This window comes from Micromonospora pallida (assembly GCF_900090325.1).
In the GTDB taxonomy this organism is placed as follows: Bacteria; Actinomycetota; Actinomycetes; order Mycobacteriales; family Micromonosporaceae; genus Micromonospora; species Micromonospora pallida.
Genome location: NZ_FMHW01000002.1, coordinates 351,957 through 378,587 on the forward strand (window position 1 = coordinate 351,957; position 26,631 = coordinate 378,587).

Consider the following 26,631-nt stretch of genomic DNA (forward strand, 5'->3'; position numbering starts at 1 on the left):
CACCACGATCGGGGGCGGCGGCCCTCACCTCCCGACGGGGAGCGGGGCGCGGTGAGCTTCCACAACCCGAAGCTGCCCTGGTCGGAGCTGGAGCGAGTGCCCTCCGGGCGGCCCGCCGGCGTCGGCCGTTCGGGGGAGCGGCACCTGCACGTGGTGGACCCCCTCGCGGTCGACGGCGACGGCGGGGACGCCCCGGCCTGGACCCGGAAACGCCCGTACTACGAGGCACCCGAGCTGCCCCGCCCCGACGGCGTGGTGCCGTACGCGGAGCTGCACGCGCACACCAACTTCAGCTTCCTCGACGGGGCCAGCCACCCGGAGGAGCTGGCCGAGGAGGCGGCCCGGCTCGGGCTCACCGCGCTCGCCGTCACCGACCACGACGGCTTCTACGGGGTGGTCCGCTTCGCCGAGGCGGCCCGTGCCCTGCGGCTGCCCACCGTCGTCGGCGCGGAACTCTCCCTCGGCCTGCCCGCCCCGCAGAACGGTGAACCGGACCCGCTTGGTGCGCACCTGCTGCTGCTCGCGCACGGCCCTGAGGGGTACGCCCGGCTTGCCACCACCATCTCCCGGGCCCAGCTACGCGGCGGCGAGAAGGGCCGCCCGGACTACGGCGGGCTGGAGCAGGTCGCCGACGAACTGCGCGACCACGTGCTGGTACTCACCGGCTGCCGCAAGGGGCACGTGCCGGCGGCCCTGCTCACCGAAGGTGTCGACGCCGCCGCCCGGGAGCTGGACCGGCTGACCGCCCTGTTCGGCGCGGACACGGTCGCGGTGGAGCTGACCGACCACGGGCACCCGGTCGACGCCGACCGTAACGACGCCCTCGCCGAGCTGGCCGCCGCCGCCGGCCTGCCCACGGTGGCCACCAACAACGTGCACTACGCGACGCCCGGCCGGCGCCGGCTGGCCACCGCGCTCGCCGCCGTACGGGCCCGGCGCAGCCTGGACGAGATCGACGGCTGGCTGCCCGCCGCCGGCACCGCGCACCTGCGCAGTGGGGCCGAGATGGCCGCCCGGTTCGCCGGGTACCCGGGTGCGGTGGCCCGGGCCGCCGAGTTCGGCCGGGAACTCGCCTTCGACCTGCACCTCGTCGCGCCGAAGCTGCCGGCGTACCCGGTGCCGGCCGGGCACACCGAGATGAGCTGGCTGCGGCACCTCACCGAGCAGGGCGCGCGGGAACGCTACGGGCCGCGCGCGGCACACCCCGAGGCGTACGCGCAACTCGACCACGAGCTGGACATGGTCGAGAAGCTCGGCTTCCCCGGCTACTTCCTGGTGGTCTACGACATCGTCACGTTCTGCCGGGAGCAGGACATCTACTGCCAGGGCCGGGGCTCGGCGGCCAACTCGGCGGTCTGCTACGCGCTGCGGATCACCAACGTGGACGCCGTCCGGCACCGGCTGCTCTTCGAACGTTTCCTCGCCCCCGAACGCGACGGCCCGCCCGACATCGACGTGGACATCGAGTCCGACCGCCGGGAGGAGGTCATCCAGCACGTCTACACCCGGTACGGCCGGGAGCACACCGCCCAGGTCGCCAACGTCATCTCGTACCGGCCCCGGTCGGCGGTGCGGGACGTGGCGAAGGCGTTCGGCTTCTCCCCGGGCCAGCAGGACGCCTGGAGCAAGCAGATCGACCGGTGGGGCGCGGTCGCCGCCGTCGACGCCGAGGGCATCCCCGAGCAGGTGGTGGCGTACGCCAACGAACTCCAGACCTTCCCCCGGCACCTCGGCATCCACTCCGGCGGCATGGTGATCTGCGACCGCCCGGTGATCGAGGTCTGCCCGGTGGAGTGGGGGCGGATGCCCGGCCGCAGCGTCCTCCAGTGGGACAAGGACGACTGCGCGGCGGTCGGCCTGGTCAAGTTCGACCTGCTCGGCCTCGGCATGCTGTCGGCCCTGCACTACGGGTACGACATGATCGGCATGAGCCTGGACCTGGGCGACATGTCGCTGGACGACCCCGAGGTGTACGACATGCTCTGCCGGGCCGACTCGGTCGGAGTGTTCCAGGTGGAGAGCCGCGCCCAGATGGCCACCCTGCCGAGGCTGAAACCCCGCTGCTTCTACGACCTGGTGGTCGAGGTGGCGCTGATCCGGCCCGGCCCGATCCAGGGCGGCTCGGTGCACCCGTACATCCGGCGCAAGAACGGCCACGAGCCGGTGACCTATCCGCACCCGCTGATGCGCAACGCGCTGGAGAAGACCCTCGGCGTACCGCTGTTCCAGGAGCAGCTCATGCAGCTCGCCATCGACCTGGCCGGCTTCGACGCGGCCGAGGCCGACCAGTTGCGCCGGGCGATGGGGGCGAAACGGTCGGCGGAACGGATGGCCCGGATCGCCGAGCGGCTCTACGCCGGCATGGCCGAGCGCGGCATCACCGGCGAGCTGGCCGAGGACGTCTATCGCAAGCTCTCCGCCTTCGCCAGCTACGGCTTCCCGGAGAGTCACGCGATGAGCTTCGCCTACCTGGTGTACGCCAGCTCCTGGCTCAAGCGCTACCACCCGGCCCCGTTCCTGGCCGCGCTGCTCAACGCCCAGCCGATGGGCTTCTACTCGCCGCAGACCCTGGTCGAGGACGCCCGCCGGCACGGTGTCGAGGTGCGCCGCCCGGACGTCAACGCCAGCGGCGCGAAGGCCACCCTGGAGTCCACCCCGGGCACCCGGTGGGGGAGCGGGCCGGGGGAGCCCCCGCACGCCTGGGGGCTGGGCGGCCCGGCCGTCCGGCTGGGGCTGTCGGGTGTGCGTACCCTCGGCGACGGGGTGGCCGAGCGGATCGAGGCCGAACGGGCGGCGCACGGGGCGTACCGGGACATGCCGGATCTGGCCCGGCGGGTCGGTCTCACCGCCGCGCAGCTCGAGGCCCTGGCCACCGCGGACGCCTTTGCCTGCTTCGGGTTGACCCGGCGGGAGGCGCTCTGGGCGGCCGGCGCGGCGGCTCAGGACCGGCCCGGCCGGCTGCTCGGCACGGTGACCGGCGTGACCGCGCCCACCCTGCCCGGGATGGACGCGGTGGACCGGCTGGTCGCCGACGTCTGGGCGACCGGTCTCTCCCCGGAGAGCCACCCGGCCCGCTTCCTCCGGGACCGGCTGGACGCGCTCGGCGCGGTGCCGATCGCCCGGCTCGGCCGGGTCGAACCCGGTCGGCGGATCCGGGTCGGCGGCATCGTCACCCACCGGCAGCGTCCCGCCACGGCCGGCGGGGTCACCTTCCTCAACCTCGAGGACGAGACCGGCATGCTGAACGTGAGCTGCTCACCGGGCCTCTGGCAGCGCTACCGGCGGGTGGCGAAGACGAGCAGCGCCCTGGTGGTCCGGGGCATCCTGCACCGGCACGAGGGCGTCACCAGCCTCACCGCCGACCGCCTCGACCCGATCGACGCTCCGGTCACCCCCACCTCCCGCGACTTCCGCTGACCCACCTGATCGGCCCGGATGCGGCAGGGTTCGGCTTGCCGGGATTCGTGGCAGATCAGCTGCACGACACGCCGATCCCAGTACAGCGCAGCCGCACACTGATCTCGGTGCAGCGCAGCCACACACCGAACAGGCGACACAACACACCGGGATCCCACCTCGGCTCAGGCGGTGACCGTTGCCGGGTCCTGCTGCCGTTGGTCTGATGGCGGTCGACCCATGGTGCGCCAGGGTCCTCCGAGCAGCGGCGTCAGGACGACGAGGAAGTAGCCGACGCCCACGGTGACGAGGATGGCGGTGGTGCCGACGTGGTCGCTGGCGAAGCCGGCGCTGAGCGCGCCGAGGGGGATGGCGGCCCAGGCGGCGGCGCCGATGACGCCGTAGACGCGGGCGCGCATGTGCGCCGGCACGCGTTCGAGTTTGACAGCGCCGATGAGCGGGTTGATGGCCCCGGCAGCGAGTCCGGCGATCGCGAAGACGGCCGCCTGCACGGGGAGGGGAAACCCGGCTGCCAGGCTCCAGAACGGTGGTGCCCCGCCCACGGCGAAGGCGGTGACGAAGGTGGCCCGTCGGGGCAGCCGGTGTCCGATGGCGCTGAACGCCAGGGAACCGACCAGGGCGCCGCCGCCCATGGTGCCGACCAGCAGGCCGAGGGCGGCCGCGCCGCCGAGTTCCCGTTGGGCGACCACCGGCAGCAGGACGTTGGACTTGGTGGCATCGAAGAAGTTGGTGACCAGCACGAGAAGGACCAGCGCGCGCAGCAGTGGTTCGGTGAGCAGGAAGCGTACGCCGGCGGCGAAGTCGTGCCAGTAGTTGCCGCCGTCGTCGGCGGTTCGTTCGGCCGGGCGTAGGGACGCCGAGACCAGGGCGGCGACGACGGCGGCGGAGACGGCGAACGTGGCGGCGTCGATGGCCAGCACGGTCAGCGATCCCAGCGCCGCGACCAGCAGGCCGGCGACCGGGGCGCCGATGAGGCGGGCGGCGCGTTCGGTTGCCTCGTACCAGCCGATCGCTCGTTCGAGTGGCACGCCGGCCGCCGTGGCCGCCTCCGGCAGCAGCGCGTTGCGGGCTGTCTGGCCGGGGGTGTCGAGCAGTCCACTGGCGAACACCAGGACCAGCAGGGCCCAGAACGGCAGTCCGACGGTGGCGTCGAGCAGCGGAACAGCCCCGATGGTGACGCCGGACACCAGGTCGGCCATGATGCTGGCGCGGCGGTAGCCGATCCGGTCCACGACCACTCCGCCGAGGGCGCCACCGAGCACGATCGGCGCGGTGGCGACTGCCCCGGTGATGCCGGTGGCGGCCGCGGAGCCGGTTTCGGCCAGTACGTAGAGCGGCAACGCGATGATGGTCAACATGTTGCCGGTCAGCGAGATGACGTGACCGATCAGCAAGCCCGCCAGTGGGCCGCGACGGCGTGGCGCGGCGCTCACCGCGGCCACCGGAACGCGTGGTAGATCAGCGCGACCCGTTCTGCGCCGGGGCGTTCCGGATCGCTGCGGGCTGTCCAGCGGGCGGCCAGCGCCTCCAGGTCGGCGCGCAGCTCCAGCAGTTCGTCGCTGGTCAGGTGCAGCAGGTTGTCGCTGTTGGCGGTGCCTCTGACCCAGTGCGGCTCGAGGGTGGCCTCGGCGTCCAGATAGGCCTGCAACCGGTCGGCGTAGCGCTGCAGGACAGCGCGGCGCAGCAGGTCCGAGGCGGCCTTGCGCTCGGGGTCGTCGAGGACCTCGAACGGTTCCCACTCCGTGCGCGTATGCGCTGCCCGCCACCACCGCTCACGGCGACTACGCGCCAACTCCGGGGCTTCGACCACGAAGCCGTGCTCGGCGAGTTTGCCCAGGTGGTAGCTGACCGACCCGACCGCCTCGTCGACGAGGTCGCTGAGCATGCCGACCGTCTGCGGTCCATGCTCCCGAAGCTCACCGAGCAGCCGTAGTCGGGTCGGGTGGGCGAGGGCACGCATCGCCCGTGGGTCGGTCAGGTGCAGGGCCGAAGAAGACTCGGGCATGCCGACAGGCTAAACCAACAAGACATGACGTACAAGAAGTCTTGTGGGTTAGGCGGCGACGGCGGCGAGGGCCGCGCCCGCGCTGCCCAACAGGCCGACCAGGACGATCCGGCGGAACACCAACGGCGGGATCCGGTCGAACACCAGGTTCCCCAGCCACCAGCCGAGCGGCACGGCGGGCAGCGTCGCCAGGCTCAGCCGGAGCACCTCGCCGTCGATCCGGCCGGCCAGGGCGAACCCGGTCAGCGCGATCAGCCCGGCACCGGCGAAGACCGCCGCCAAGGTGGCCCGGAAGGTGCGCGGGTCGTACCCGAGGGAGTGGAAGACGGCGACCAGCGGCGGCCCGTTCGTGCCGGTGGCGGCGGTGAGCACCCCGACGAGGACGCCCACCGCGCCGATCCCGGCCCGGCCGGTGCGTAGCCGGACCCCGGACCAGACCAGCGCGACGCACCCGAGCACGACGACCGCGATGAGCACGCTGAGCAGGCGCTCCGGGAGGGTCACCAGGACCAGCAGACCGATCGGCACACCGACCAGGGCGGTGGCGGTCAGCGCGCCGGTCACCCGCCACCGCACATGCCGGCGGTCCCGGGCGGTGGCGGCCACATTCAGCGCGATGTTGGTCAGCGCGGTCACCACCACCGCCGTGCGCGGGTCGATGACCATAGCCAACAGAGGTACGGTGACCAGGGCGAACCCGAAGCCACTCACCGACTGGGCGAAGGCGCCGAGCAGCACGATGCCGAAGGCGGCGATCAGCAGGAGCACCCGCAGAGCGTGACGTGTCGGCCGGCGCCGCCGCAACGCGCGCGGGGCCGGCGGGCCGGTCCAGCGGCGAAGAACACATCCGGCGGACGTTTCGGGGTCGACCCGGTGGAGAACTTGCCGACTGCTCTTGTGATCATGCTCGGAGCAGTAACCGTTTCGTCTCACATCAGGGGGATCGATGATGATTCACCAGTCAGCGCAGGCAGTCGCGAACGCCCGACGGACCCGTCTGGGCGCGGGCTGGGTGCCCAGCCATCACGCCGAGCCGCGCGAGTACCCGGTGACCGCCGGCCCGGTCGCCAACGACCGCCGGGCGCAGGTCATGGACGACGAAACGGCGACGACCGAGTCGTGCTGATCCACCTGCGCGAACGCCAGGATGGTGTGCTGATCCACCTGTGCGAACGCCAGGTGGGCCCGGTGTCCGGGTCGTGCCTCGCGGAGGGCGTCCCGCCACACACCGCCCGCCGAGACTAGGCTCGACCGGGTGGAGCAGACACGAGGCCGGTTCACCGGGCCGCCGCTGACCCCCCGTACCGCCGTCATCTGGTCGGTGCTCCAGGCCGAGCTGGACCGGCGCGGCGACGCGGAGCTGACCGTGCTCGACGTGGGCGGCGGCACCGGCGGCTTCGCCGTACCGCTGGCCCACGCAGGACACCGGGTGACCGTCGTCGACGCCAGCCCGGACGCGCTCGCCGCGCTGACCCGCCGGGCCGCCGAGGCCGGCGTCGGTGGTCGGGTGCACGCGGTGCAGGGCGACGGCGACGCGCTCGCCGACCTGGTCGAGCCGGCCAGCGTCGACCTGGTGCTCTGTCACGCCGTCCTCGAGGTGGTGGACGACCCGGCGCCGGTGGTGACCGCGCTGGCCGCCGCACTGCGGCCCGGCGGCGCGGCGAGCGTGCTGGTCGCCGGGCGGGCCGCCGCGGTGCTCGGCCGGGCGATGAACGGCCACCTCGCCGCCGCGGCCACCCTCGCCGTCGACCCGTCCGGCAGCGCCGGCCCCCGGGACACCCTGCGCCGACGGTACGACGCCGACGGCGCCACCGCGCTGCTACGCGCCGCCGGGCTCGCCGTCGAGGAGATCCACGGGGTACGCGTCCTCGCCGACCTGCTCCCCGCAGCGGTCGCGGACGGTCAACCGGCCGCCCTGCTGGAGCTGGAACGGGCACTGGCGGCCCAGCCGCCCTACCGCGACCTCGCCGCCCAGCTGCACCTCTTCGCTCGCCGACCCGGCCCGCTCCCGGCATGACCGGCCCGCTCGACCCGGTCGCCCCCCGGTACGGCGGGGGCAGTCTCGCCGACGTGCTGCCCAGCGCGCTGGCCGTGCTCGGCGTACCCGGCAGTCCCGACCCGCTCGGACTCACCGCCGACCTCGACGGAATCCGCCGGGTCGCGGTGCTGCTCGTCGACGGGCTCGGCTGGCACCAGATCCCCACCGCGAGGCCGTACGCGCCGACCCTGTTCGGCCTCTACTCCCTGCTCGGCCGGCGGCTCACCGCCGGGTTCCCGTCGACCACCCCGACCAGCCTGGTGAGCCTGGGCACCGGGGTCGCACCCGGCGCGCACGGGGTGCTCGGCTTCCGGGTCCGGGTGCCGGAGACCGACCGGCTGCTCAGCCACATCGAGTGGGGCCGGGAACCGGAGCCGCGGCACTGGCAGCCGGTCCCCACCCAGCTCGAACGGGCCCGTGCGGCCGGCGTGACGGTGACCGTGGTGAGCCGTCCCGAGTACGACGGCAGCGGCCTGACCGTGGCCGCGAACCGGGGCGGCGAGTACCGGGGCGCGGCCGACGGCGACGCGCTCGCCACCGAGATGCTCGCCGCGCTCGCCGCCGGGGACGGACCGACCCTGGTCTCCGGTTACCACCCGGATTTGGACCGGCAGGGCCACCTGCACGGGGTGGACTCGCCGCTCTGGCGGGTCGCCGCGGGTGAGGTCGACCGGTTGCTGGCCCGCCTGGTCGACGGACTGCCCGGCGACGCCGCCCTGCTGGTCACCGCCGACCACGGGCAGTTGAACATCCCCGAGGAGCACCGGATCGACCTGGACGCCGACCCCCGGCTGCGGGCCGGGGTCCGGGTGGTGGCCGGCGAGCCACGGGTCCGGTACCTGCACGTGGCGCCGGGTGCCGTCGCCGACGTGGTGGACACCTGGTCGGGGGTGCTCGGCGACGCGGCCCGGGTGCTGACCCGCGCGGAGGCGGTGACCACCGGCTGGTTCGGCCCGGTGCCGGAGTCCCACCTCCAGCGGATCGGCGATGTGGTGGTGGTCTGCCGGGACACCTGGGCGATCGTGGCCACCCGCTCGGAGCACCCGATCGAGTCGCGGCTCGTGGCCTACCACGGTGCGGACACCGCCGCCGAGATGACAATCCCACTGCTGGTGGTCCGGGGCTGAGTGTCGTACCCGCCGGCTAGCCTGCGGTAATGGGGCGTAGCCAGTCGTTGCCACGCGGGGGTGATCCGCGTTTCGGTCCCGACGCCGACGACACCGGCTGCCCGATCCTGCACGTCGACATGGATGCCTTCTTCGCGTCCGTGGAGGTCCGTCACCGCCCCGAGCTGCGCGGGCGGCCGGTGGTGGTCGGCGGCATCGGCCCGCGCGGCGTGGTCAGCTCCGCCAGCTACCCCGCCCGGCGGTACGGGGTCCGCAGCGCGATGCCCACCGCACGGGCCCGTTCCCTCTGCCCGCACGCGGTCTTCCTCCCGCCGGACTTCCCGGCCTACTCGGCGGCGTCCCGGGCGGTGATGCAGATCTTCCGGGACGTCACGCCGCTGGTCGAACCGCTCTCCCTGGACGAGGCGTTCCTCGACGTGGCCGGCGCGCGGCGCCTCTTCGGTCGCCCGGCCGAGATCGCCCGGCTGATCCGGACCCGGGTCGCCGAGGAGCAGGGGCTGACCTGCTCGGTCGGCGTGGCGCCGACGAAGTTCGTGGCCAAGCTCGGCTCCACCCGGGCCAAGCCGGACGGGATGCTCGTGGTCCCCGCCAACCGGGTGCTGGACTTCCTCCATCCGCTGCCGGTGGACGCGCTCTGGGGCGTCGGTGAGCGCTCCGCGGCGACCCTGCGCCGGCTCGGCCTGGCCACCATCGGCGACCTCGCCGAGGCCCCGACGGGCATGCTGCGCCGGGCGGTGGGGGAGGCCGCCGCCAGCCACCTGCACGAGTTGGCGCACGGGCGGGATCCGCGCGGGGTCAGCCCCGAACAGGTGGAGAAGTCCATCGGCGCGGAGACCACCTTCGACACCGATGTGGACGACCCCCGGCAGATCCGGCGGGCGCTGCTCGCCCTGGCCGAGAAGGCGGGTTCCCGGCTACGCCGGGCCGGTCAGGTGGGGCGGACGGTCTCGCTCAAGGTGCGGCTGGCCGACTTCACCCTGGTCAGCCGGTCCCGCACCCTGGGCACGCCGACCGACGTCACACGGGAGATATTCGACACGGTCTGGGCGCTTTACGCCGCCCTCGAACCGGGGCAACTCATTCGGTTGGTGGGCGTACGGGTCGAGGGGCTCAGTGCCGCCGAGACCACCCCGAGGCAGCTCGCCCTCGGTGCTCCCGAGCACGGATGGCGTGAGGCGGAAGCGGCCGCGGACGCCGCTGCTGCCCGTTTCGGGCGGTCCGTCATAGGTCCGGCGAGTCTTCTGGAGGGCCGCGATCAGCGTCGACGTGAAAATCCGCGCCACCCATAGGTCGTCCCGCTTTCCGACGCGCGAGGGCCCTCGTAGACTTGCGGGTAAGCAGCCGGTTGGCTGCCACGGTCTGTCGGTCCGAACGGGCCGACCAACGTGACCGGGGAGGAGTGCCGTGCCGCTCTCGGAGCACGAGCAGCGGCTGTTCGAGCAGATCGAGCGGTCGCTTGCCGAGGACCCCAAATTCGCCTCGGCCGTGCGCGCCAGCGACCCGCGTTTCCACGCGCGGCGTCGTCTGCTCGTCGCTGCCGGCGCGATCATCGCTGGCCTGGCCGTGTTGGTCTATGGTGCGGTGATCAAAACCCCGCCGCTCGCAGTGGCGGGGTTCGTCGTCATGCTGGCGTCAGCGGCGTTCGCGGTGCAGTCGCACCGCCGGGCGCAGTCGCCCGACCTGCACGTGGTCGGCGGCACCACCAGTCGCCGGCGTCCCCGGACAGGGGGACGTGCCGGCCGCCGGTCATCTCTGCTCGACCGGCTGGAGGACCGTTGGCGGCAGCGCCCGGAGGGGCACCGCTGACCACCGGCTGACGGGGGTGGGACAGGCGTCCCGCCCCGCGTCGTACCACCGTGCCCAGCGCCGGCCTCGTGTCGGGACCCTGGGCTTCTCGGCGTGGCCCGGGGTGGGTGAGTTTGCGCCAAGACCGGCCGACTCCCGCCCCCCGGCGGCCCTACCGCCCACTGGGCCAACTGCGGCCACTGCCTGCTGGAACCGACTGCCGCCCACCGGCCGCTGGGAACCGACTGCCGCCCATCGGCCGCTGGGGACCGGCTGCCGCCCACCGCCCGCCGCCCGCCGACTGCCGGCCGTTGGGGACCGGCTGCCGCCCACCGCCCGCCGCCCGCCGACTGCCGGCCGCTGGGGACCGGCTGCCGTCGACGGAACCGGCCGCGACCCCCGCTGCCCGCGTCGGCCCTCCACCCCGTCACCCCGACCGTCGAAGAATCCGTGTCACCCGCCCGTAGCCGCCCTCCCTCCTGAGCCGGGCACCGAAATGCGGCATGTCGGGGTGTCCTGCTGTCGGGAGACCCCGATTTGCGGGATATCGGGGTCTCCCGGCGCGGGGAGAGGACGTTCTGCGGGAGCTGGGGTTCCGGCGGCAGGGCGGGGCCGGGGGCGTGGGGAGGCACCGAGATGCGGCATGTCGGGGCGTCCGGGCGTGGGGAGGCACCGAGATGCGGGATATCGGGGTCTCCCGACACGGGGGGACACCGGTATGCGGCATGTCGGGGTGTCCGGCGGGCGAGGGAGGGGCGGCCCCCGGGGCGTGACGCCGACGCCCGGTCGGCCGACCGGTGAAAGGTGCCACCGGGCGGGCCGACCGGGCGTCGGTCTCGGTCTCGGGTCAGCGGGCTGGTCGGCCCGCCAGCAGGCGTCGGGGATTCCACCGCAGCAGTCGGGTACGGGCCCTACCGGTCGCCGCCACCAGCCGGGAGGAGGTGTCGGTGACCGTCGTGCGCCAGCGCAGCAGCACCGACGGCGGGAGGGTCGCGGCGACGAACCGGGTACGCCGGTCGGCCTGGGCGCCGAGCGCGCGTCGGACCGTCCCGAGTGCCGGGTGCAGCTCGCCGCCCGCCATCGGGTCCCGCGCGTAGCGGGCCCGCTCCTCGGCCCGCCCGAGCAGCCGGACCGCCGTGGCCGCCGGATCGTCCTCGGTGAGCGTCTCCCGGACCAGCCGGTCGGCGGTGGCCCGGGGAGTCTCCGTCCGGTCCACCCGGAGCCGGTAGTCCACCAGGGTGTCGAGCAGTTCGTCCCAGGCCGCGTGCGCCCGGGCGCGGGCGGTGTCGGCGTCCGCCTCGACCACCACCACCGGGGCGCTCGCGTCGGTCAGCCCGGTGGATTCGCGTACCGCCGTGGGGACCGGCGCGGCGGGCGGTGCGGCCCCGCGCCGACGACGCAGCGCCATCCGGCGCAGCGCCGGCATGGTCAGCAGTACCAGCAACGCCAGGGCGGCGGCCGTCCACCACGGCCAGACCGGAGCCTGCTGCATCTCGCCGCCGGCGGTGGTGGGGTCCAACCCCTCCTCGATGTTCCGGCTGGCCTCGTCCGGACCGGCCGGCCCGGCCGACGGGTCGGTCTCGCCGGGCGCGGTCGGGGCGCCGGCCGACGGTGCGACCGGGTCGGGAGCGTCGTTGTCCGGCGCCCAGTCCGAGCGGGCGTTGCCCGGAACCCCGTACGCCGGGGTGGCGTCGAACGGCACCCAGCCGATGCTGGCGAAGTAGACCTCGGTCCAGGCGTGCAGGTTCCGGTTGGTCAGGACGTAGGTGTCGCCGTCCTTGCTGGTGCCGTTGGTGAAGCCGAACGCCACCCGGGCCGGGATGCCGGCCGCCCGGACCAGCCAGGCCATCGCGGCGGCGTACTGCTGACAGAAACCGGCCTTGTTGTTGAGGAAGTCGACGATGTCCTGGCCGCTGGTGCCGCCCTCGGTGCTCAACGAGTAGCGGAAGCCGTTCCGGGCGGAGAAGTGGTCGTAGATCGCCCGAACCCGGTCGTAGTCGGTCTGGCGCTCCTCGATCAGTTCCTCGACCAGGGCGTCCACCTCGGCGGCCGGTGGGGTGTCGGTGAACCGCTGCACCATCGTGTCCGCCGGGGACAACGACGGGGCCTGGCGGAGCAGTTCCGGCGTGTAGCGGGAGCGGACGTAGTCGAACTCGTAGCTCTTGTCCCGGGAGTTCTCCCGGTTGGAGAAGACGATCTGGAGGTTCCGGTCGTACAGCCAGTTGCCGTTGAGCCCGTCGGTGCGTACCGGTTCGGCGTAGACCGGCATCAGCCGCATGTTGAGGCCCTCGGTGGTCTCGATCCTGGCCCGGTAGCGGTCCTGCTGGATCGCGGGGTTCACCCCCTCGGCCGGGTCGGGCAGGTTCCGGACCGTCCGGCCGGACGGGTTGCGGACTCGGAAACCGTTCGGCTGTAGGTCGTCGGCCACGCCGAAGCGCAGGTAGAACGGGTTGGGCTCGTTGGTGGTCACCGTGACCAGATCGGTCACCTCGGACTGGTTGAGGTCGCCCCGGAGCGCGGCGAACAGGTCCACCCGGCCGGAGCCGACCCCGACCCCGGCCTGCCCGTTGCCGTTGCCCGTGCCGGACTGGAGACGGTCCAGCAGCCCCCCGGTCATCCCGGGCACCGCCAGCGGCGTGAGCACCGCGGCCACCACCCCGACCACGGCCAGCCGACGTCCGGCGCTGGCCAGCGGGGAGGACTCCCAGATGTCGACGTCCCGGCCGTCCCCGGTGAACCGGCGGCCGAACCGGCGGACCCGGTCGATGTTGTCGCTGACCAGCAGCCAGAGGTAGCCGGCCGCGCCGATTACGAACGGCACCGGCGGGACGCTCTCGACGTAGACCGCGACCGGCACCGAGTAGATGGCGAGCATGGGCAGACCGGCCAGGGCGGGTCGGCGCAGACCCACGGCGACCAGGTCGACCACCACGGCCACCCCGCCCACCCCGAGCACGGTGATGAACAGCAGGGGGTCGGTGTCGGGCACCTTCACCCCGTACGACCGCATGTCCTGCACCGACCGGCTGAGCAGTTCGCCGAAGTGGCCGATGGTGCCCGGCGTGGGCAGCACGGCGGCCAGCTCGCTGCCGCTGGGGAACATCCAGGTCAGCGCGATCAGCAGCCCGCCCGCCATGCCGAGCACCTGTCCCCACAACGGTGCCCGGAGCATCCGGAGCAGGGCGGCGACCCCGGCGACCACCGCCACCGCGATGATCGACTGCACCAGCCAGGTCCAGCGTTGGAAGATCGCCGACAGCGGCGCGGCGGCGAGCACCGTCGCGGCCGCCGCGACCAGGCCGAGCCCCCGGTTCGCGATCACTCGTCCCCCCTCACTTCACGCCCCCGGCCACCGTCTCGGCCAGCGCCGCCCGCATGGCGAACCCCTGCGAGCCGCGGGCCGCCTGCGGCCAGAGGGCCGGAAGCTGGCTGCCGTGCTCCACGCCGATCACCCGCCACCCGCTCTGCAACAGGGCGAGCGCGGCGGACCCGTGGGCCTGCTGCGCTTCGGCACGGGCCCGTTCGGGCAGGTTGAGCCAGCTCGAGCTGTCCAACAGGAAGGCCACGCAGGTGGCGCCGTTGCCGCGCAGGGCGGCCAGCAACTGGGCCTCGGCGGTGCTCAGCGAACCGAGCAGGGCGATGATCAGCCCGCCGTCGGCGCGCTGGCGGACCCGCTCGACCAGGGTGGTGAGTTCGCCCCGCTGCTCCAGTCGGACCTCGGCGAGGTGGTCGAGGAGCACACCGTCGCCGGTCGCCTCGGCCGCGTCCACGTCGGCCCCGGACCCGGTGACCATGCGCAGTTTGTAGCCGGCCTGTCGCAGGTGGACGGTGATGCTCGCGGCGGCCGAGACGGCCCACTCGAAGCTCGCCGTCGGCCCCTCGCCCCGGTGGCCGTACGCGCGGGTGTCCAGCACCACCGTCGCGCGGCTCTCCCACGGCTGTTCCTCGCGCCGCACCATCAGCTCCCCGGTGCGGGCGGTCGACTTCCAGTGCACCCGGCGCAGGTCGTCGCCCCTCCGGTACTCCCGGGTCGCCGCGTCGTCCTCGCCGTGCACCGCCACCGAGCGGGCCCGGCTGTCGCCGCTGCCGGCGTACTCACCGGGAAGCCGGATCGACGGCAGCGGGGTGACCTGCGGGATCACCGTGAGTCGGTCGGTGCTCGGGAAGGCCCGGCTCAACTCACAGAGACCGAACGGGTCGGTCATCCGCACCCCGAGCGGCCCCACCTCGTACCGGCCGCGCACGTCGGCGCGGACGGTGTACGCCACCGAGCTGGCCTGGTGGGCGCCAAGCCGCTCCAGCACCACCCGGGGCCGGCTCCCCAGCGCGTACGGCAGCCGGTCCTCCAACAGCAGCGTTCCGGTGGGCAGGCGGGACATGTTCTGCAACCGCAGCACCACCCGGGAACTGGCCCCCACCGGTGCCCGGTGCGGATCCAGCGACCGGACACAGGCGAGTTTGTACCGGCTGCGCCCGACGTACGCGGCGGCGAGCAGCGGCAGCACGGCCAGCAGCACCGCGACCCGGAGCAGGTCCCGCTCCCCGAGCAGCAGCGCCGAGATGGCGGCGGCCACCGCGGCCGCCAGGAAGGACCGCCCACGGGTGGTGAGCCCGCGCAGCCCGTCGCGCACGGTCACCGCCTCCGCGGCTCGTACGCGGAGCGGCCGTTCCCGCCGGTGGCCGGTCGGGTGTCGTACTGGGAGCGCTTGCGCTCCTGCGGCACGGTCAGCCGGTGCACCAGGTCGGAGACGATCGCGTCGGTGGTGCGCCGGGCCAGCTGCGCGTCGGCGGTCGGGATGATCCGGTGTGCCAGCACCGGTACCGCCAGCGCCTGGAGGTCGTCCGGGAGGACGTAGTCGCGTCCCTCGAGCGCGGCGACCGCCCGCGCGGTGCGCAGCAGTTGCAGGGTGGCCCGGGGGGACGCGCCCAGCCGCAGCTCGGGGGCCTCGCGGGTGGCGGTGACCAGGTCGATGGCGTACTGCTTGACCGCGTCGGCGACGTGCACCTCGCGGACCGTGGCGATGAGCTGCCGGACGGTCGCCGCGTCGGAGACGGCGCGCAGGTCGTACAGCGGGTCGACCGCGCCGTGCCCGTCGAGCATGGCCAGCTCGGCCTCCGGGCCGGGGTAGCCCATGGCGATCCGCGCGGTGAACCGGTCGCGCTGCGCCTCGGGGAGCGGGTACGTCCCCTCCATCTCGATCGGGTTCTGCGTGGCGATCACCATGAACGGGGTCTGTAGCTGGTAGGTGACCCCGTCGACGGTGACCTGCCGTTCCTCCATGCACTCCAGCAGCGCCGACTGGGTCTTCGGCGAGGCCCGGTTGATCTCGTCGCCGACGACCAGGTTGGCGAAGACGGCACCCGGCCGGAACTCGAAGTCGTGGGTTTCCTGGTTGTAGACGCTGACCCCGGTGACGTCGCTGGGCAGCAGGTCGGGGGTGAACTGGATACGCCGTACCGTGCAGTCGATGGACCGGGCCATCGCCTTGGCGAGCTTGGTCTTGCCGACGCCGGGGACGTCTTCGATCAGCAGGTGACCCTCGGCGAGCAGAACGGCGAGGGCGAGCCGCACGGTGGCCGTCTTACCCTCGATGACCTGCTCGATGTTGGCGACGATGGCTTCACTGGCGGCGCGGAACTCGTCGTGCGGCAGGACGCCGCCCACCTCGTCCCAGGTCTGTTGTGTCAACGGGCCTCCCTCTCGTCGCCTGGACGGCAGCTCTGTAAAGAGCACCTGGACCCGCCGTTGGGTTGCGCCCGTCGAGCCTCTTGTGCCGCAGGAATCTCTGATATCTCAGGCTAACCATGTTTCCCGGCTACGCCGAACGCCGCAGGTAGACGGTCGGTTACGTACCTAATAACCGTCTGACGGGGGATCTGGGCGATGTCCCGTGGTCGGGCACCCGGGCGGTTGGCTGCCGTCCCGCCGGGTGGAAGCCCCCGGCACGGACCGGGTGCGGACGGGTACACTGCCGGTCATGGCCGGTTTCCACCTGCTCCTTACCGGGCCGTGCTGATGCGCTGACAGCGCGACAGCACGGCGACCCCTCCTGCGTGAGGGGCTTTTTTGTGCCCTCGAGCAGACCACGGCGAACCGCGACCTGGCGTCCGTCCGCGCGACGGAGCGTCACCAACCCGGCGTCCCGGTGTAGGGCGCCCCGAACCCCGACGTCCCCACGAAGGGCGTCACCAGCACGACGTCCCGCGGCGGGGCGTCACCGCACGGCCGAGGCGTCGGCCCCGGCGGCCACGAGCGAAGCGAGGACACGCCATGACTGAGGCAGCCGCGAGCGACATCCCCCCGTTCCGGTACACCGCGGCCCTGGCCGGTGAGATCGAGCAGCGCTGGCAGGACATCTGGGAGCGGGAGGGTACGTTCCACGCCCCGAACCCGACCGGCCCGCTGGCCGACCCCGGGCACCCCCGGGCCGGCGCGGAGAAGCTGTACGTGCTGGACATGTTCCCCTACCCGTCCGGTGCGGGCCTGCACGTCGGGCACCCGCTGGGCTACATCGGCACCGACTGCTTCGCCCGCTACCAGCGGATGGCCGGGCACAACGTGCTGCACACGATGGGCTTCGACGCCTTCGGCCTGCCCGCCGAGCAGTACGCGGTGCAGACCGGCACCCACCCGCGGACCACCACCGAGGCGAACATCGGGCGCTACCAGGCGCAGCTGCGCCGGCTGGGCCTGGGCCACGACGACCGTCGGTCGGTGGCGACCATCGACACCGACTTCTACCGCTGGACCCAGTGGATCTTCCTGCAGATCTTCAACTCCTGGTACGACCCGGACGCGCAGCGGGCCCGCCCGGTCGCCGACCTGGTCGCCGAGTTCGCCGCCGGCACCCGGTCCACTCCGGACGGCCGTCCCTGGGCCGAGCTGACCCCGGTCGAGCAGCGGAAGGTCGTGGACGGCCACCGGCTGGCGTACGTTTCGCAGGCCCCGGTGAACTGGTGCCCGGGGCTGGGCACTGTGCTGGCCAACGAGGAGGTCACCGCCGACGGCCGCTCCGAGCGGGGCAACTTCCCGGTCTTCAAGCGCAACCTGAAGCAGTGGATGATGCGGATCACCGCGTACGGCGACCGGCTGGTCGACGACCTGGACACGCTGGACTGGCCGGAGCCGATCAAGCTGATGCAGCGCAACTGGATCGGCCGCTCCACCGGTGCGCACATCGACTTCCCGACCCCGGCGGCCCCGATCCGGGTCTTCACCACCCGGCCGGACACCGTCTTCGGGGCGACGTACATGGTGCTGGCCCCCGAGCACGAGCTGGTCGACGCGCTGGTGCCGGCCGCCTGGCCGGCCGGGACGAAGGACGCCTGGACCGGCGGGCACGCCAGTCCGCGCGAGGCCGTCGAGGCGTACCGGAAGGCGGCGGCGGCGAAGAGCGACGTGGAGCGGCAGGCCGAGGCGAAGGAGAAGACCGGCGTCTTCGTCGGCGCCTACGCCACCAACCCGGTCAACGACGCGCCGGTTCCGATCTTCATCGCCGACTACGTGCTGGCCGGCTACGGCACCGGCGCGATCATGGCGGTGCCGGCGCAGGACGAGCGGGACTGGGACTTCGCCGAGGCGTTCGACCTGCCGATTGTCCGTACCGTGCAGCCGGCCGACGGCTTCGACGGGAAGGCGTACACCGGGGACGGGCCGGCCATCAACAGCGCCGCGCCCGACCGCGACCTGGACCTGAACGGCCTGGGCGTGACCGACGCGAAGGCCCGGATCATCGAGTGGCTGGAGGCGAACGGGCACGGCACCGGCGCGGTCACCTACCGGCTGCGCGACTGGCTGTTCAGCCGGCAGCGCTACTGGGGCGAGCCCTTCCCGATCGTGTACGACGAGGACGGCAGCGCGATTCCGCTGCCCGAGTCGATGCTGCCGGTGGAACTGCCCGAGGTGGACGACTTCTCCCCGCGCACCTTCGACCCGGAGGACGCCGACACCGACCCGGAGACCCCGCTGTCGCGTCGCCGCGACTGGGTGGAGGTCGAGCTGGACCTGGGCGACGGTCCGAAGCGGTACACCCGGGAGACCAACGTGATGCCGCAGTGGGCCGGCTCCTGCTGGTACGAGCTGCGCTACCTGGACCCGACCAACCACGAGCGGTTCGTCGACCCGGAGAACGAGCGGTACTGGATGGGACCGCGCGGCGCGGGCGACTGCGGCGGGACCGACCTGTACGTCGGCGGTGCCGAGCACGCCGTGCTGCACCTGCTGTACGCCCGGTTCTGGCACAAGGTGCTGTTCGACCTGGGCCACGTCTCGTCGTTCGAGCCGTTCCGGAGGCTGTTCAACCAGGGCTACATCCAGGCGTACGCGTACCGCGACTCGCGGGGCACGCCGGTGCCGGCGGAGGAGGTCGTCGAGCGGGACGGCCGGTACTTCCACGGCGAGACCGAGGTCCGCCGCGAGTACGGCAAGATGGGCAAGTCGCTGCGGAACGTGGTCACCCCCGACGAGATGTGCGCCGCGTACGGCGCGGACACCTTCCGGGTGTACGAGATGTCGATGGGCCCGCTGGAGGTGTCCCGCCCCTGGGAGACCCGCGCGGTGGTCGGCTCGTACCGGTTCCTGCAGCGGGTCTGGCGGACCGTGGTCGACGAGCAGACCGGCGCGCTGCGGGTCACCGACGACCCGGCCGACGAGGCCACCCGACGGCTGCTGCACAAGGCGATCGACGGGGTCCGGGGCGACATGGAGGGGATCCGGTTCAACACCGCGATCGCCAAGCTGATCGAGCTGACCAACGGGCTGACCCGACTGGCCGCCACGCCGCGCGAGGTGGCCGAGCCGCTGGTGCTGATGCTGGCCCCGTTCGCCCCGCACGTCGCCGAGGAGCTGTGGCAGTGGCTGGGGCACCCCACCTCCCTGACGTACGTGGACTTCCCGACCGCCGACCCGGCCCTGCTGGTCGCCGAGACGGTCACCTACCCGGTGCAGGTCAACGGCAAGGTCCGGGGCCGGGTCGAGGTGCCCGCCGACGCCGCCGAGGAGACGGTCCGGGCGGCGGCGCTGGAGGCGGTCGCCGCCTCGCTGGGCGGCCGGGAGCCGCGCAAGGTCATCGTGGTCAAGGGCCGGATGGTGTCGGTGGTCGCCTGACCCGCGCCGGCAGGGGCCCCTGGTCACCGACTCAGGGGCTCCTGCCACCTCTCCCGACGCGGGTCGCCGCACCTGGGTAGGTTCGGGCACATGGCTGTTCTCCCTGATGGGCGTTCCATGCGCGAGCGGATGCTCGCCGGTGACCCGTACCTCGCCGACGACCCGGAGCTGGCCGAGCAGAGCCTGCGGGCCATGGACCTGACGGACGCGTTCAACGCCACGTCGGCCCGGGACCCGCAGGAGCGTCGCCGGCTGCTCACCGAGTTGCTTGGCACGATCGGCGAGGGTACGGAGATCCGGCCTCCGCTGCGCGTCGACTACGGCAGCCACATCCGCGTCGGCGCCCGGTCGTTCGCGAACTTCGGTCTGGTGGCCCTGGACGTGGCACCGATCAGCATCGGCGACGACGTGCAGATCGGGTCGAACGTGCAGCTGTTGACGCCCACTCACCCGATCGACCCGGAGCCGCGCCGGGCGAAGTGGGAGGCCGCGAAGCCGATCACCATCGGCGACAACGTCTGGCTGGGTAGCGGGGCGATCGTCCTGGCCGGCGTGACGATCGGGGAGAACACCGTGGTCGGCGCCGGCGCGGTGGTCACCCGGGACCTGCCGGCGAACGTGGTCGCGGTGGGCAATCCCGCCCGGGTCGTCCGCACGATCGAGCCGGGTACGACCGGAGCGTCGGGTACAGCCTGAGCGCCGGGACGTCCTGGGCGCCGGGGACGGTCACCCCGGCGGGGTGACCGTCCCCGGCGTCGGGGTCGACCGTGCGGCGGGTACCGCGACCCGGGTCGCGGCTACCCGTCGACGGCGACGTCGGTCGACAGGCCGAGCCCGGCGAGCGCCGCCGAGACGAGTTCGTCCGGGGTCAGCGTCACGTCGAGCACCAGCACCGACTCGTCCGGGTGGTGCCGTTCCAGGGTGGCCAGCTGGGACTCCAGCAGGCTGGTCGGCATGTAGTGCCCGGCCCGCCGGGACAACCGATCCCGGATGACCTCGGCCGACCCGTCGAGGTGGACGAACTCGACGTGCGGCGGCCCCTGGCGGAGCACGTCGCGGTAGGACCGCTTCAGCGCCGAGCAGGCCAGCACGGTCGACACGCCGTCGGCAGCGCGGTCGGCCATCCACCGGGCCAGGTCACGCAGCCAGGGCAGGCGTGCCGCGTCGTCGAGCGGCACGCCTGCCCGCATCCGGTCGACGTTGGCCGGCGGGTGGAACTCGTCGGCCTCGGCGAAGGCGAAACCGGCGCGGGCACTGATCCCCCGGGCGACGGTCGTCTTGCCCGCCCCGGACACTCCCATCACGACCACGTGCCGGGTCCGGGGTGGGCCGCCCGGACGACCGTCACCAGTCATGGACGGTCCCGTCCTTGAGCCGGTTGAACGGCAGGTAGGCCGGCACGTACGGGAACTTCGCGGCGGCGGCCTCGTCGATTTCCACCCCGATTCCGGGCTGCTCGCCCGGGTGCAGGTAGCCGTCGGTGAAGGTGAACGACTGCCGGAACACCTCGTTGGTGAGCGGCCCGTGCTGCATGTACTCCTGGATGCCGAAGTTGTGGATGGCGAGGTCCAGGTGCAGCGCGGCGGCCATGCCGACCGGTGAGATGTCGGTCGGGCCGTGGATACCGGACTTGATCTGGTACTGGGCGGCGAAGTCGAGCAGCTTGCGCATGGCCGTGATGCCGCCGGTGTGGGTGACGGCGGACCGGACGTAGTCGATCAGTTGCTCGCGGATGAGGGTCTGGTAGTCCCACACCGTGTTGAAGACCTCGCCGATGGCCAGCGGTGTGGTGGTGTGCTGCCGGACCAGCCGCAGCGCCTCCTGGTTCTCCGCCGGAGTGCAGTCCTCCAACCAGAACAGGTCGTACGGTTCGAGGGCCTTGCCCAGTTTCGCGGCCTGGATGGGGGTCATCCGGTGGTGACCGTCGTGCAGCAGCGGCAGTTCCGGGCCGAACTCGTTGCGGACCGCCTCGAACACACCAGGCAGGTGGCGCATGTACGCGCGGGTGTCCCAGTCCTCCTCGGCGGGCAGCGGGGTGCGTTGGGCCGGTTCGTAGTCGTACCGCGTGCCACCGCTGCTGGGCTGCGAGGCGACCCCGTACACGGCGTTGATGCCGGGCACGGAGGTCTGGACGCGGATCGACCGGAAGCCGAGGTCGAGGTGCCGACGGATCGAGTCGAACAGCTCCGGCAGGTCCCGGCCGGAGGCGTGCCCGTAGGCCATGATGCCGGTCCGGGACGCCCCGCCCAGCAGTTGGTACAGCGGCATGCCGGCGGCCTTGGCCTTGATGTCCCACAGGGCGACGTCCACCGCGGCGATGGCGGCCATGGTGACCGGACCGCGCCGCCAGTAGGCCGAGCGGTACAGGAACTGCCAGGTGTCCTCGATGCGGTGCGGGTCGCGGCCGATCAGCAGCGGGGCGACGTGGTCGCTCAGGTACGAGGCGACGGAGAGTTCCCGTCCGTTGAGGGTGCCGTCGCCCAGACCGGTGATGCCGTCGTCAGTGGTGATCTTCAGGGTGACGAAGTTGCGGTCGGGGCTGGAGACGATGACGTCAGCTGCGACGATCTTCACGGGATGCCTTTCTTCCTTGAGGGGTGCACGGGCGCGGCTAGCGGATGACGCTTCCCGTCTCGTGCCCGTCCAGGAGGGACAGTTCGGCGCGCCGCGGCAGTCCCTCCCAGTCGCCGGGACTGGAGACCACGAACGCACCGAGGGTGGCCGCGCGGCGCAGCCGACCGGGCAGGTCGAGTCCGTCGAACCAGCCGGACAGGTAACCGGCGGTGAACGCGTCCCCGGCGCCGACGGTGTCGACGGCGGTCACGGTCAGCGCCCCGGCGTGCCGGACGCCGTCCGGGGTGTGCGCGCGGGCGCCGTCCGCGCCCAGCTTGACCAGCACCGTGTGCACGCCCCGCCGGAACAGGTCCGCCACGACGGCGGACTCGTCGGCCCCCGGCTCACCGAGGAGGTCCAGTTCGTCGGCGGAGGCGACGACGATCGAGGCATGGCCCGCCAGCGGGGTGAGCACCGCACGTGCGGTGTCGCGCGACCAGAGCCGGGCGCGGTAGTTGACGTCCAGGCACACCGGGATTCCCGCGTTCGCGGCGGTCTCGGCCGCCCACCCGGTCGCCGCGCGCGCGGTGTCGGACAACGCCGGGGTGATTCCGGTCAGGTGCAGGAGCCGCGCTCCGGCGGCCAGCGGCGCCCGCAGGTGGTCGACGCTCAGCGCGGAGCCGGCCGAACCGGCCCGGAGGTACTGCGCCCTGGTCAGGTCGGCGGTGCGCCGCTCCAGCACCATCAGGCCGGTCGGCCGGTCGGGGTCCCGGGTCACCCCGTCGACACCGACGCCCTCGGCGCGTAGCTGCCGCAGCACGTACTCGCCGAACTCGTCGGTGCCGACCCGGCCGACCCAGACGGCCCGGTGACCCAGCCGGGCCACCCCCACCGCCACGTTGGACTCCGCGCCGGCGAGGTGCATGGTCAGCGACCCACCGACGGCGAGCGGTCCGGTCGAGCGCAGCGACACCATGGACTCGCCGAGGGTGAGCAGATCCGGCACGCTCATGCTGCGGCCGACTCCCGGACGGCGGCGAGGTAGGTGCGCGCCCGCACCCGCAGGGCGGCCAGGTCGCCGCCGGAGGCGGTGTCGCCGACCAGCGGCCCGCCGACGCCGACCGCGATTGCGCCGGCCCGGAGGTAGCCGGGCACGTCGTCCAGGCCGACGCCGCCGACCGCGACGAACGGGATGTCGGGGAACGGGTCGCGCACCGCCCGGAGGTACGCCGGCCCACCGACCGACACCGGGAACAGCTTGATCGCCGACGCCCCCATCCGCATCGCGGCGTACGCCTCGGTCGGGGTGAACGCCCCGGCGGCGACCGGGATACCCCGACGCGCCGCCTCGGCGATCGACTCGACGACGGCCGGCGTCACCACGTACTGCGCTCCCGCGGCGGTCACCTCGGCGACGTCGGCGGCGGTGAGCACGGTGCCCGCGCCGACCAGGGCCCCGGCGGGGGCGACCGCGCGCAGCGCCTCGATGGCCCGGACCGCGTCCGGTGTGGTGAGGGCGACCTCGACGAGGCGTACGCCCTCCTCCAGCAGGGCGGTGCCCGTGGCGATCGCGCTGGCGGCGTCGGCGCTACGGATCACCGCGAGAAGACGGGCGGCAGCGAGTTCCGCGCCGAGGTTGAGGGTCATCTGATCACCATTCCGCGTAGGAGCCGTCGGCGTGCCGCCACGTGGGGCTACGCCAGGCGTGCCCGCGCTTGTCGGCCGTCCGTACGGCGTGTTCGTCGATCTCGATGCCGAGGCCGGGCCCGGTGAGTCGCTCGACGTACCCGTCGACGAACGTCAGCGGGGCCTTGTCGAGGCAGTAGTCGAGCACCTCGGCGCCGAGGTTGTAGTGGATGCCGATGCTCTGTTCCTGGATCAGGTAGTTGGGCGTGGCGAAGCCGACCTGGAGACAGGCGGCGAGCGCGATCGGCCCGAGCGGACAGTGCGGGGCGAGCTGGACGTCGTACACCTCGGCCAGCGCCGCGATCTTGCGTACCTCGGTGATGCCACCGGCGTGCGAGAGGTCCGGCTGGGCGACCGCGATGCCGGCCTGGAGCACGGGTAGGAACTCCTGCCGGTTGTAGAGCCGTTCACCCGTCGACACCGGCGTGGTGGTGGACCGGACGAACTCGCCGATGAGGTGCGAGTTCTCCGGCACCACCGGTTCCTCGAGGAAGAACGGCCGGTACGGCTCGAGCAGCGGGGCGACCCGGCGGGCGGTGGCGAGGGTGAACCGGCCGTGGAAGTCGACCGCGACGTCCCGCTCGTCGCCGAGCACCTCGCGGGCGGCGGCCACCCGCTGGACCACCCCGTCGAGTTCGGCGACCGACGCGACCGCGCTCATCCGACCGGACGCGTTCATCTTCACCGCGGTCAGGCCCGTCTCGATCGCGGCGCTGATCTGGTCGCGGACCTCGTTCGGCTCGTCGCCGCCGACCCAGCCGTAGACCCGGATCCGGTCCCGGACCGGGCCGCCGAGCAACTGGTGTACCGGTGCCCCGTACCGCTTGCCGGCGATGTCCCACAGCGCCTGGTCGAGCCCGGCCACGGCGCTGGCCAGGATCGGCCCGCCCCGGTAGAACGAGCCCTTGGTCATGACCTGCCAGTGGTCCTCGATGCGCAGCGCGTCCCGGCCGACCAGCAGTTCGCTGAGCTGCTCGACGGCGGTGCGGACGGTCTCGGACCGTCCCTCGCAGGTCGCCTCGCCCCAGCCGACGATGCCGGACTCCGTCTCGACCCGGACGAACAGCCAACGCGGCGCGACCAGGAAGGTCTCCACCCGTGCGATCTTCGTCATGCTGTTCTCAGCCCTTCGTGGCGCCGGCGGTGAGGCCGGAGACGACGTATTTCTGTACGAACAGGGCGATCAGCATGATCGGCAGGGTGACCACGGTGGCCGCCGCCATCAGGCCGCCCCAGTCGATGCTGGCGTAGCCGACGAAGTCGAAGATCGCCACCGGGAGCGTCTTGGTGTCGGCGCCGGAGAGCACGAGGGCGAACATGAAGTTGTTCCAGGAGAAGATGAAGGACAGGATGCCCGCGGTGGCGATGCCGGGCACCGACAGCGGCAGGGTGATCCGCCGGAACGCCTCGATGTGGGTCAGCCCGTCGACGAGCGCCGCCTCCTCGAGTTCGGTCGGCAGGCCGTCGAAGTAGCCCATCATGATGTAGACGATCAGCGGCAGCGACACGAACATGTGGCTGAGGACCAGCACGGTGAACCCGCCGACCATCTGCAGGTTCGAGAAGACGTAGTACCAGGGCACCAGCAGCGAGACGCCGGGGATGACCCGCGCCATGAGCACGACGAGCGCGGACTTCTTCATGTTGAACCGGCTCATCGAGTACGCGGCGGGCACCCCGAGCAGGAGCGAGAGCACGGTGGCGGCGAACGCCACCCAGAGGCTGTTGCCGATGAACTGGACGTAGTTCGCCTGCTGGAGCACGTTGGCGTAGTTGTCCAGCGTGGGGGAGAAGGCGAACGCCTTGTCGGTGTCGTAGATGTCGACGTTCGTCTTGAACGAGGCGGCGATCATCCAGATCAGCGGCGCCATCAGCGACAGCACCACCAGGGTGAGCGCCACCGTCCGGAAGATCTTGTACGGCCTGCGCAGCTTCATCGGTCCAGCCCCTTCTTGCGGTAGGTCAGGGCCCACATCACCCCGATGATGATCAGGAAGAAGATGATGAGAACTGTCGATGAGACGCCGTACTCGTTGTAGTCGAAGCTCAGGCCGTAGGCGTACACGTTGAGGGTCTCCACCTCGTGGAAGGAGCCGCCTCCGCGTCCCTTGGTGGCGTAGAGGATGTCGAAGGTCTTCAGCGCGTCGATGCCGCGCAGCAGGATCGCCACGATCACGGTGGGCATCACCAGCGGCAGGGTGACGTGCCGGAACCGCTGCCAGGTGCTGGCGCCGTCGATGAGCGCCGCCTCCTGTGGCTCGTCGGAGAGCGACGTCAGGCCGGCGAGCAGGATCAGCACCACCATCGGGGTCCACTGCCAGATGTCGATGAACATCGTCGTCGGCAGGGCCGAGCCCTGACCGGCCAGCCAGGGCTGGGGGCCGATCCCGAACCAGCCGAGCACCTGGTTCGCCATGCCGATGTTGGGATCGAAGATCAGCCGCCACATCATGCCGACCGCGACCGGGGTGGCCACCAGTGGCAGGAGGATCGCGACCCGGACCCACTTCTCGCCACGGAACGGTCGCCACAACAGCAGGGCGATCGCCATGCCGAGCACGATCTCGAAGAAGAGCACGACCCCGGTGAAGGCGGCCGTACGCCACACCGCTGGCCAGAACCGGTCGGTGTCGCCGAGGACGTCGAGGTAGTTCTGGAAGCCGATGAACTCGGACTCGGCGCGTACCGAACCCTCGGCGTCGGTCAGGCTGAGGTATCCGGTCCACGCCACCGGGAAGACGATCAGAACGGCGACGAACGCCATCGCGGGTGCCGCGAAGAGCCACTTGCGGTGCTCGTTGGCCCAGCGCGACCAGGCCGACGTATCCGGGGAGGCCGGACGACTATCGGGCGATCTGGTGACTGGTGTGGTGACGGCTGACATGAGGTCTCCCGGTGGGTCAGGGCCAGGTCC

Annotated in this window: 21 protein-coding genes; 8 read left to right on the top strand and 13 right to left on the bottom strand. The window is 72.5% G+C overall.

All coding sequences use genetic code 11. From position 1 onward, the window contains the following. The first annotated feature begins 51 nt into the window (after positions 1 to 51). Positions 52 to 3,417 (top strand): error-prone DNA polymerase, encoded by a 3,366-nt coding sequence (locus GA0074692_RS01790; RefSeq protein WP_091638750.1) that lies wholly within the window; start codon positions 52 to 54, stop codon positions 3,415 to 3,417. A 164-nt stretch (positions 3,418 to 3,581) separates the two neighbouring features. Here GA0074692_RS01790 and GA0074692_RS01795 read toward each other — a convergent pair whose 3' ends face one another. The 3 genes from GA0074692_RS01795 to GA0074692_RS01805 are packed head-to-tail and all read right to left on the bottom strand — an operon-like array spanning position 3,582 to position 6,190. Continuing rightward, entirely contained in the window at positions 3,582 to 4,859 is a 1,278-nt protein-coding gene (locus GA0074692_RS01795; RefSeq protein ID WP_342672821.1) for an MFS transporter, read from the bottom strand. Next, positions 4,847 to 5,422 (bottom strand): winged helix-turn-helix domain-containing protein, encoded by a 576-nt coding sequence (locus GA0074692_RS01800; RefSeq protein WP_091638751.1) that lies wholly within the window; start codon positions 5,420 to 5,422, stop codon positions 4,847 to 4,849. The genes GA0074692_RS01795 and GA0074692_RS01800 overlap by 13 nt, the downstream gene beginning before the upstream one ends. Positions 5,423 to 5,470: 48 nt before the next feature. Then, a complete protein-coding gene (locus GA0074692_RS01805) occupies positions 5,471 to 6,190 on the bottom strand; it encodes a sulfite exporter TauE/SafE family protein (RefSeq protein WP_176738256.1) in 720 nt (239 codons plus the stop codon). A gap of 178 nt (positions 6,191 to 6,368) precedes the next feature. On the opposite strand from GA0074692_RS01805, the gene GA0074692_RS01810 reads away from it, so the two are divergent. From GA0074692_RS01810 to GA0074692_RS01830, 5 genes are all read left to right on the top strand, one after another. After that, entirely contained in the window at positions 6,369 to 6,548 is a 180-nt protein-coding gene (locus GA0074692_RS01810; protein WP_091638753.1) for a hypothetical protein, read from the top strand. Between the two features lie 129 nt (positions 6,549 to 6,677). After that, positions 6,678 to 7,439, top strand: coding sequence for a methyltransferase domain-containing protein (locus GA0074692_RS01815; protein ID WP_091638754.1), 762 nt, complete (start codon positions 6,678 to 6,680; stop codon positions 7,437 to 7,439). Continuing rightward, positions 7,436 to 8,587, top strand: a complete 1,152-nt coding sequence (locus GA0074692_RS01820; RefSeq protein ID WP_091638755.1) for an alkaline phosphatase family protein — start codon at positions 7,436 to 7,438, stop codon at positions 8,585 to 8,587. Before GA0074692_RS01815 ends, GA0074692_RS01820 begins: the two co-directional genes overlap by 4 nt. Before the next feature lie 29 nt (positions 8,588 to 8,616). Further along, complete coding sequence (locus GA0074692_RS01825) at positions 8,617 to 9,876, top strand: DNA polymerase IV (RefSeq protein ID WP_091638756.1); 1,260 nt, start codon at positions 8,617 to 8,619, stop codon at positions 9,874 to 9,876. Between the two features lie 115 nt (positions 9,877 to 9,991). Further along, positions 9,992 to 10,393, top strand: a complete 402-nt coding sequence (locus GA0074692_RS01830; RefSeq protein ID WP_091638757.1) for a DUF3040 domain-containing protein — start codon at positions 9,992 to 9,994, stop codon at positions 10,391 to 10,393. Between the two features lie 826 nt (positions 10,394 to 11,219). Here GA0074692_RS01830 and GA0074692_RS01835 read toward each other — a convergent pair. Genes GA0074692_RS01835 through GA0074692_RS01845 form a run of 3 tightly spaced genes read right to left on the bottom strand, consistent with a single transcriptional unit; the run spans position 11,220 to position 16,061 of the window. Next, the gene (locus tag GA0074692_RS01835) at positions 11,220 to 13,694 is read right to left on the bottom strand and encodes a transglutaminase TgpA family protein (protein WP_091638758.1); all 2,475 of its coding nucleotides are present in this window, start codon (positions 13,692 to 13,694) and stop codon (positions 11,220 to 11,222) included. A gap of 10 nt (positions 13,695 to 13,704) precedes the next feature. After that, complete coding sequence (locus tag GA0074692_RS01840; protein WP_091652361.1) at positions 13,705 to 15,003, bottom strand: DUF58 domain-containing protein; 1,299 nt, start codon at positions 15,001 to 15,003, stop codon at positions 13,705 to 13,707. Between the two features lie 2 nt (positions 15,004 to 15,005). Continuing rightward, positions 15,006 to 16,061, bottom strand: coding sequence for an AAA family ATPase (locus GA0074692_RS01845; RefSeq protein ID WP_091638759.1), 1,056 nt, complete (start codon positions 16,059 to 16,061; stop codon positions 15,006 to 15,008). Positions 16,062 to 16,643: 582 nt separating this feature from the next. Here GA0074692_RS01845 and leuS point away from each other — a divergent pair. Together leuS and GA0074692_RS01855 are read left to right on the top strand one after the other, a co-directional pair. Beyond that, a complete protein-coding gene (gene leuS / locus GA0074692_RS01850) occupies positions 16,644 to 19,478 on the top strand; it encodes a leucine--tRNA ligase (RefSeq protein ID WP_091638760.1) in 2,835 nt (944 codons plus the stop codon). 90 nt (positions 19,479 to 19,568) lie between these two features. Then, the gene (locus GA0074692_RS01855; protein ID WP_091638761.1) at positions 19,569 to 20,174 is read left to right on the top strand and encodes a sugar O-acetyltransferase; all 606 of its coding nucleotides are present in this window, start codon (positions 19,569 to 19,571) and stop codon (positions 20,172 to 20,174) included. Positions 20,175 to 20,275: 101 nt separating this feature from the next. Here the strand turns inward: GA0074692_RS01855 and GA0074692_RS01860 are convergent, their stop codons facing one another. From GA0074692_RS01860 to GA0074692_RS01890, 7 genes are read right to left on the bottom strand one after another with little or no spacing between them, the layout of a single operon-like run. Further along, positions 20,276 to 20,833 carry a gluconokinase gene (locus GA0074692_RS01860; protein ID WP_091638762.1) on the bottom strand — a complete coding sequence of 186 codons (558 nt, stop codon included), beginning with the start codon at positions 20,831 to 20,833 and terminating at the stop codon, positions 20,276 to 20,278. Beyond that, positions 20,823 to 22,052 (bottom strand): D-mannonate dehydratase ManD, encoded by a 1,230-nt coding sequence (gene manD / locus GA0074692_RS01865; protein WP_091638763.1) that lies wholly within the window; start codon positions 22,050 to 22,052, stop codon positions 20,823 to 20,825. Before manD ends, GA0074692_RS01860 begins: the two co-directional genes overlap by 11 nt. Before the next feature lie 37 nt (positions 22,053 to 22,089). Next, the gene (locus tag GA0074692_RS01870; RefSeq protein WP_091638764.1) at positions 22,090 to 23,043 is read right to left on the bottom strand and encodes a sugar kinase; all 954 of its coding nucleotides are present in this window, start codon (positions 23,041 to 23,043) and stop codon (positions 22,090 to 22,092) included. Further along, on the bottom strand, positions 23,040 to 23,678 hold the full coding sequence (locus GA0074692_RS01875) for a bifunctional 4-hydroxy-2-oxoglutarate aldolase/2-dehydro-3-deoxy-phosphogluconate aldolase (RefSeq protein WP_091638765.1): 639 nt from the start codon (positions 23,676 to 23,678) through the stop codon (positions 23,040 to 23,042). The genes GA0074692_RS01870 and GA0074692_RS01875 overlap by 4 nt, the downstream gene beginning before the upstream one ends. Before the next feature lie 4 nt (positions 23,679 to 23,682). Then, complete coding sequence (gene dgoD, locus GA0074692_RS01880) at positions 23,683 to 24,831, bottom strand: galactonate dehydratase (RefSeq protein WP_091638766.1); 1,149 nt, start codon at positions 24,829 to 24,831, stop codon at positions 23,683 to 23,685. 7 nt (positions 24,832 to 24,838) lie between these two features. Further along, positions 24,839 to 25,654 carry a carbohydrate ABC transporter permease gene (locus GA0074692_RS01885; RefSeq protein WP_091638767.1) on the bottom strand — a complete coding sequence of 272 codons (816 nt, stop codon included), beginning with the start codon at positions 25,652 to 25,654 and terminating at the stop codon, positions 24,839 to 24,841. Next, entirely contained in the window at positions 25,651 to 26,601 is a 951-nt protein-coding gene (locus tag GA0074692_RS01890) for a carbohydrate ABC transporter permease (RefSeq protein ID WP_218106522.1), read from the bottom strand. The genes GA0074692_RS01885 and GA0074692_RS01890 overlap by 4 nt, the downstream gene beginning before the upstream one ends. Between the last annotated feature and the right edge of the window lie 30 nt (positions 26,602 to 26,631).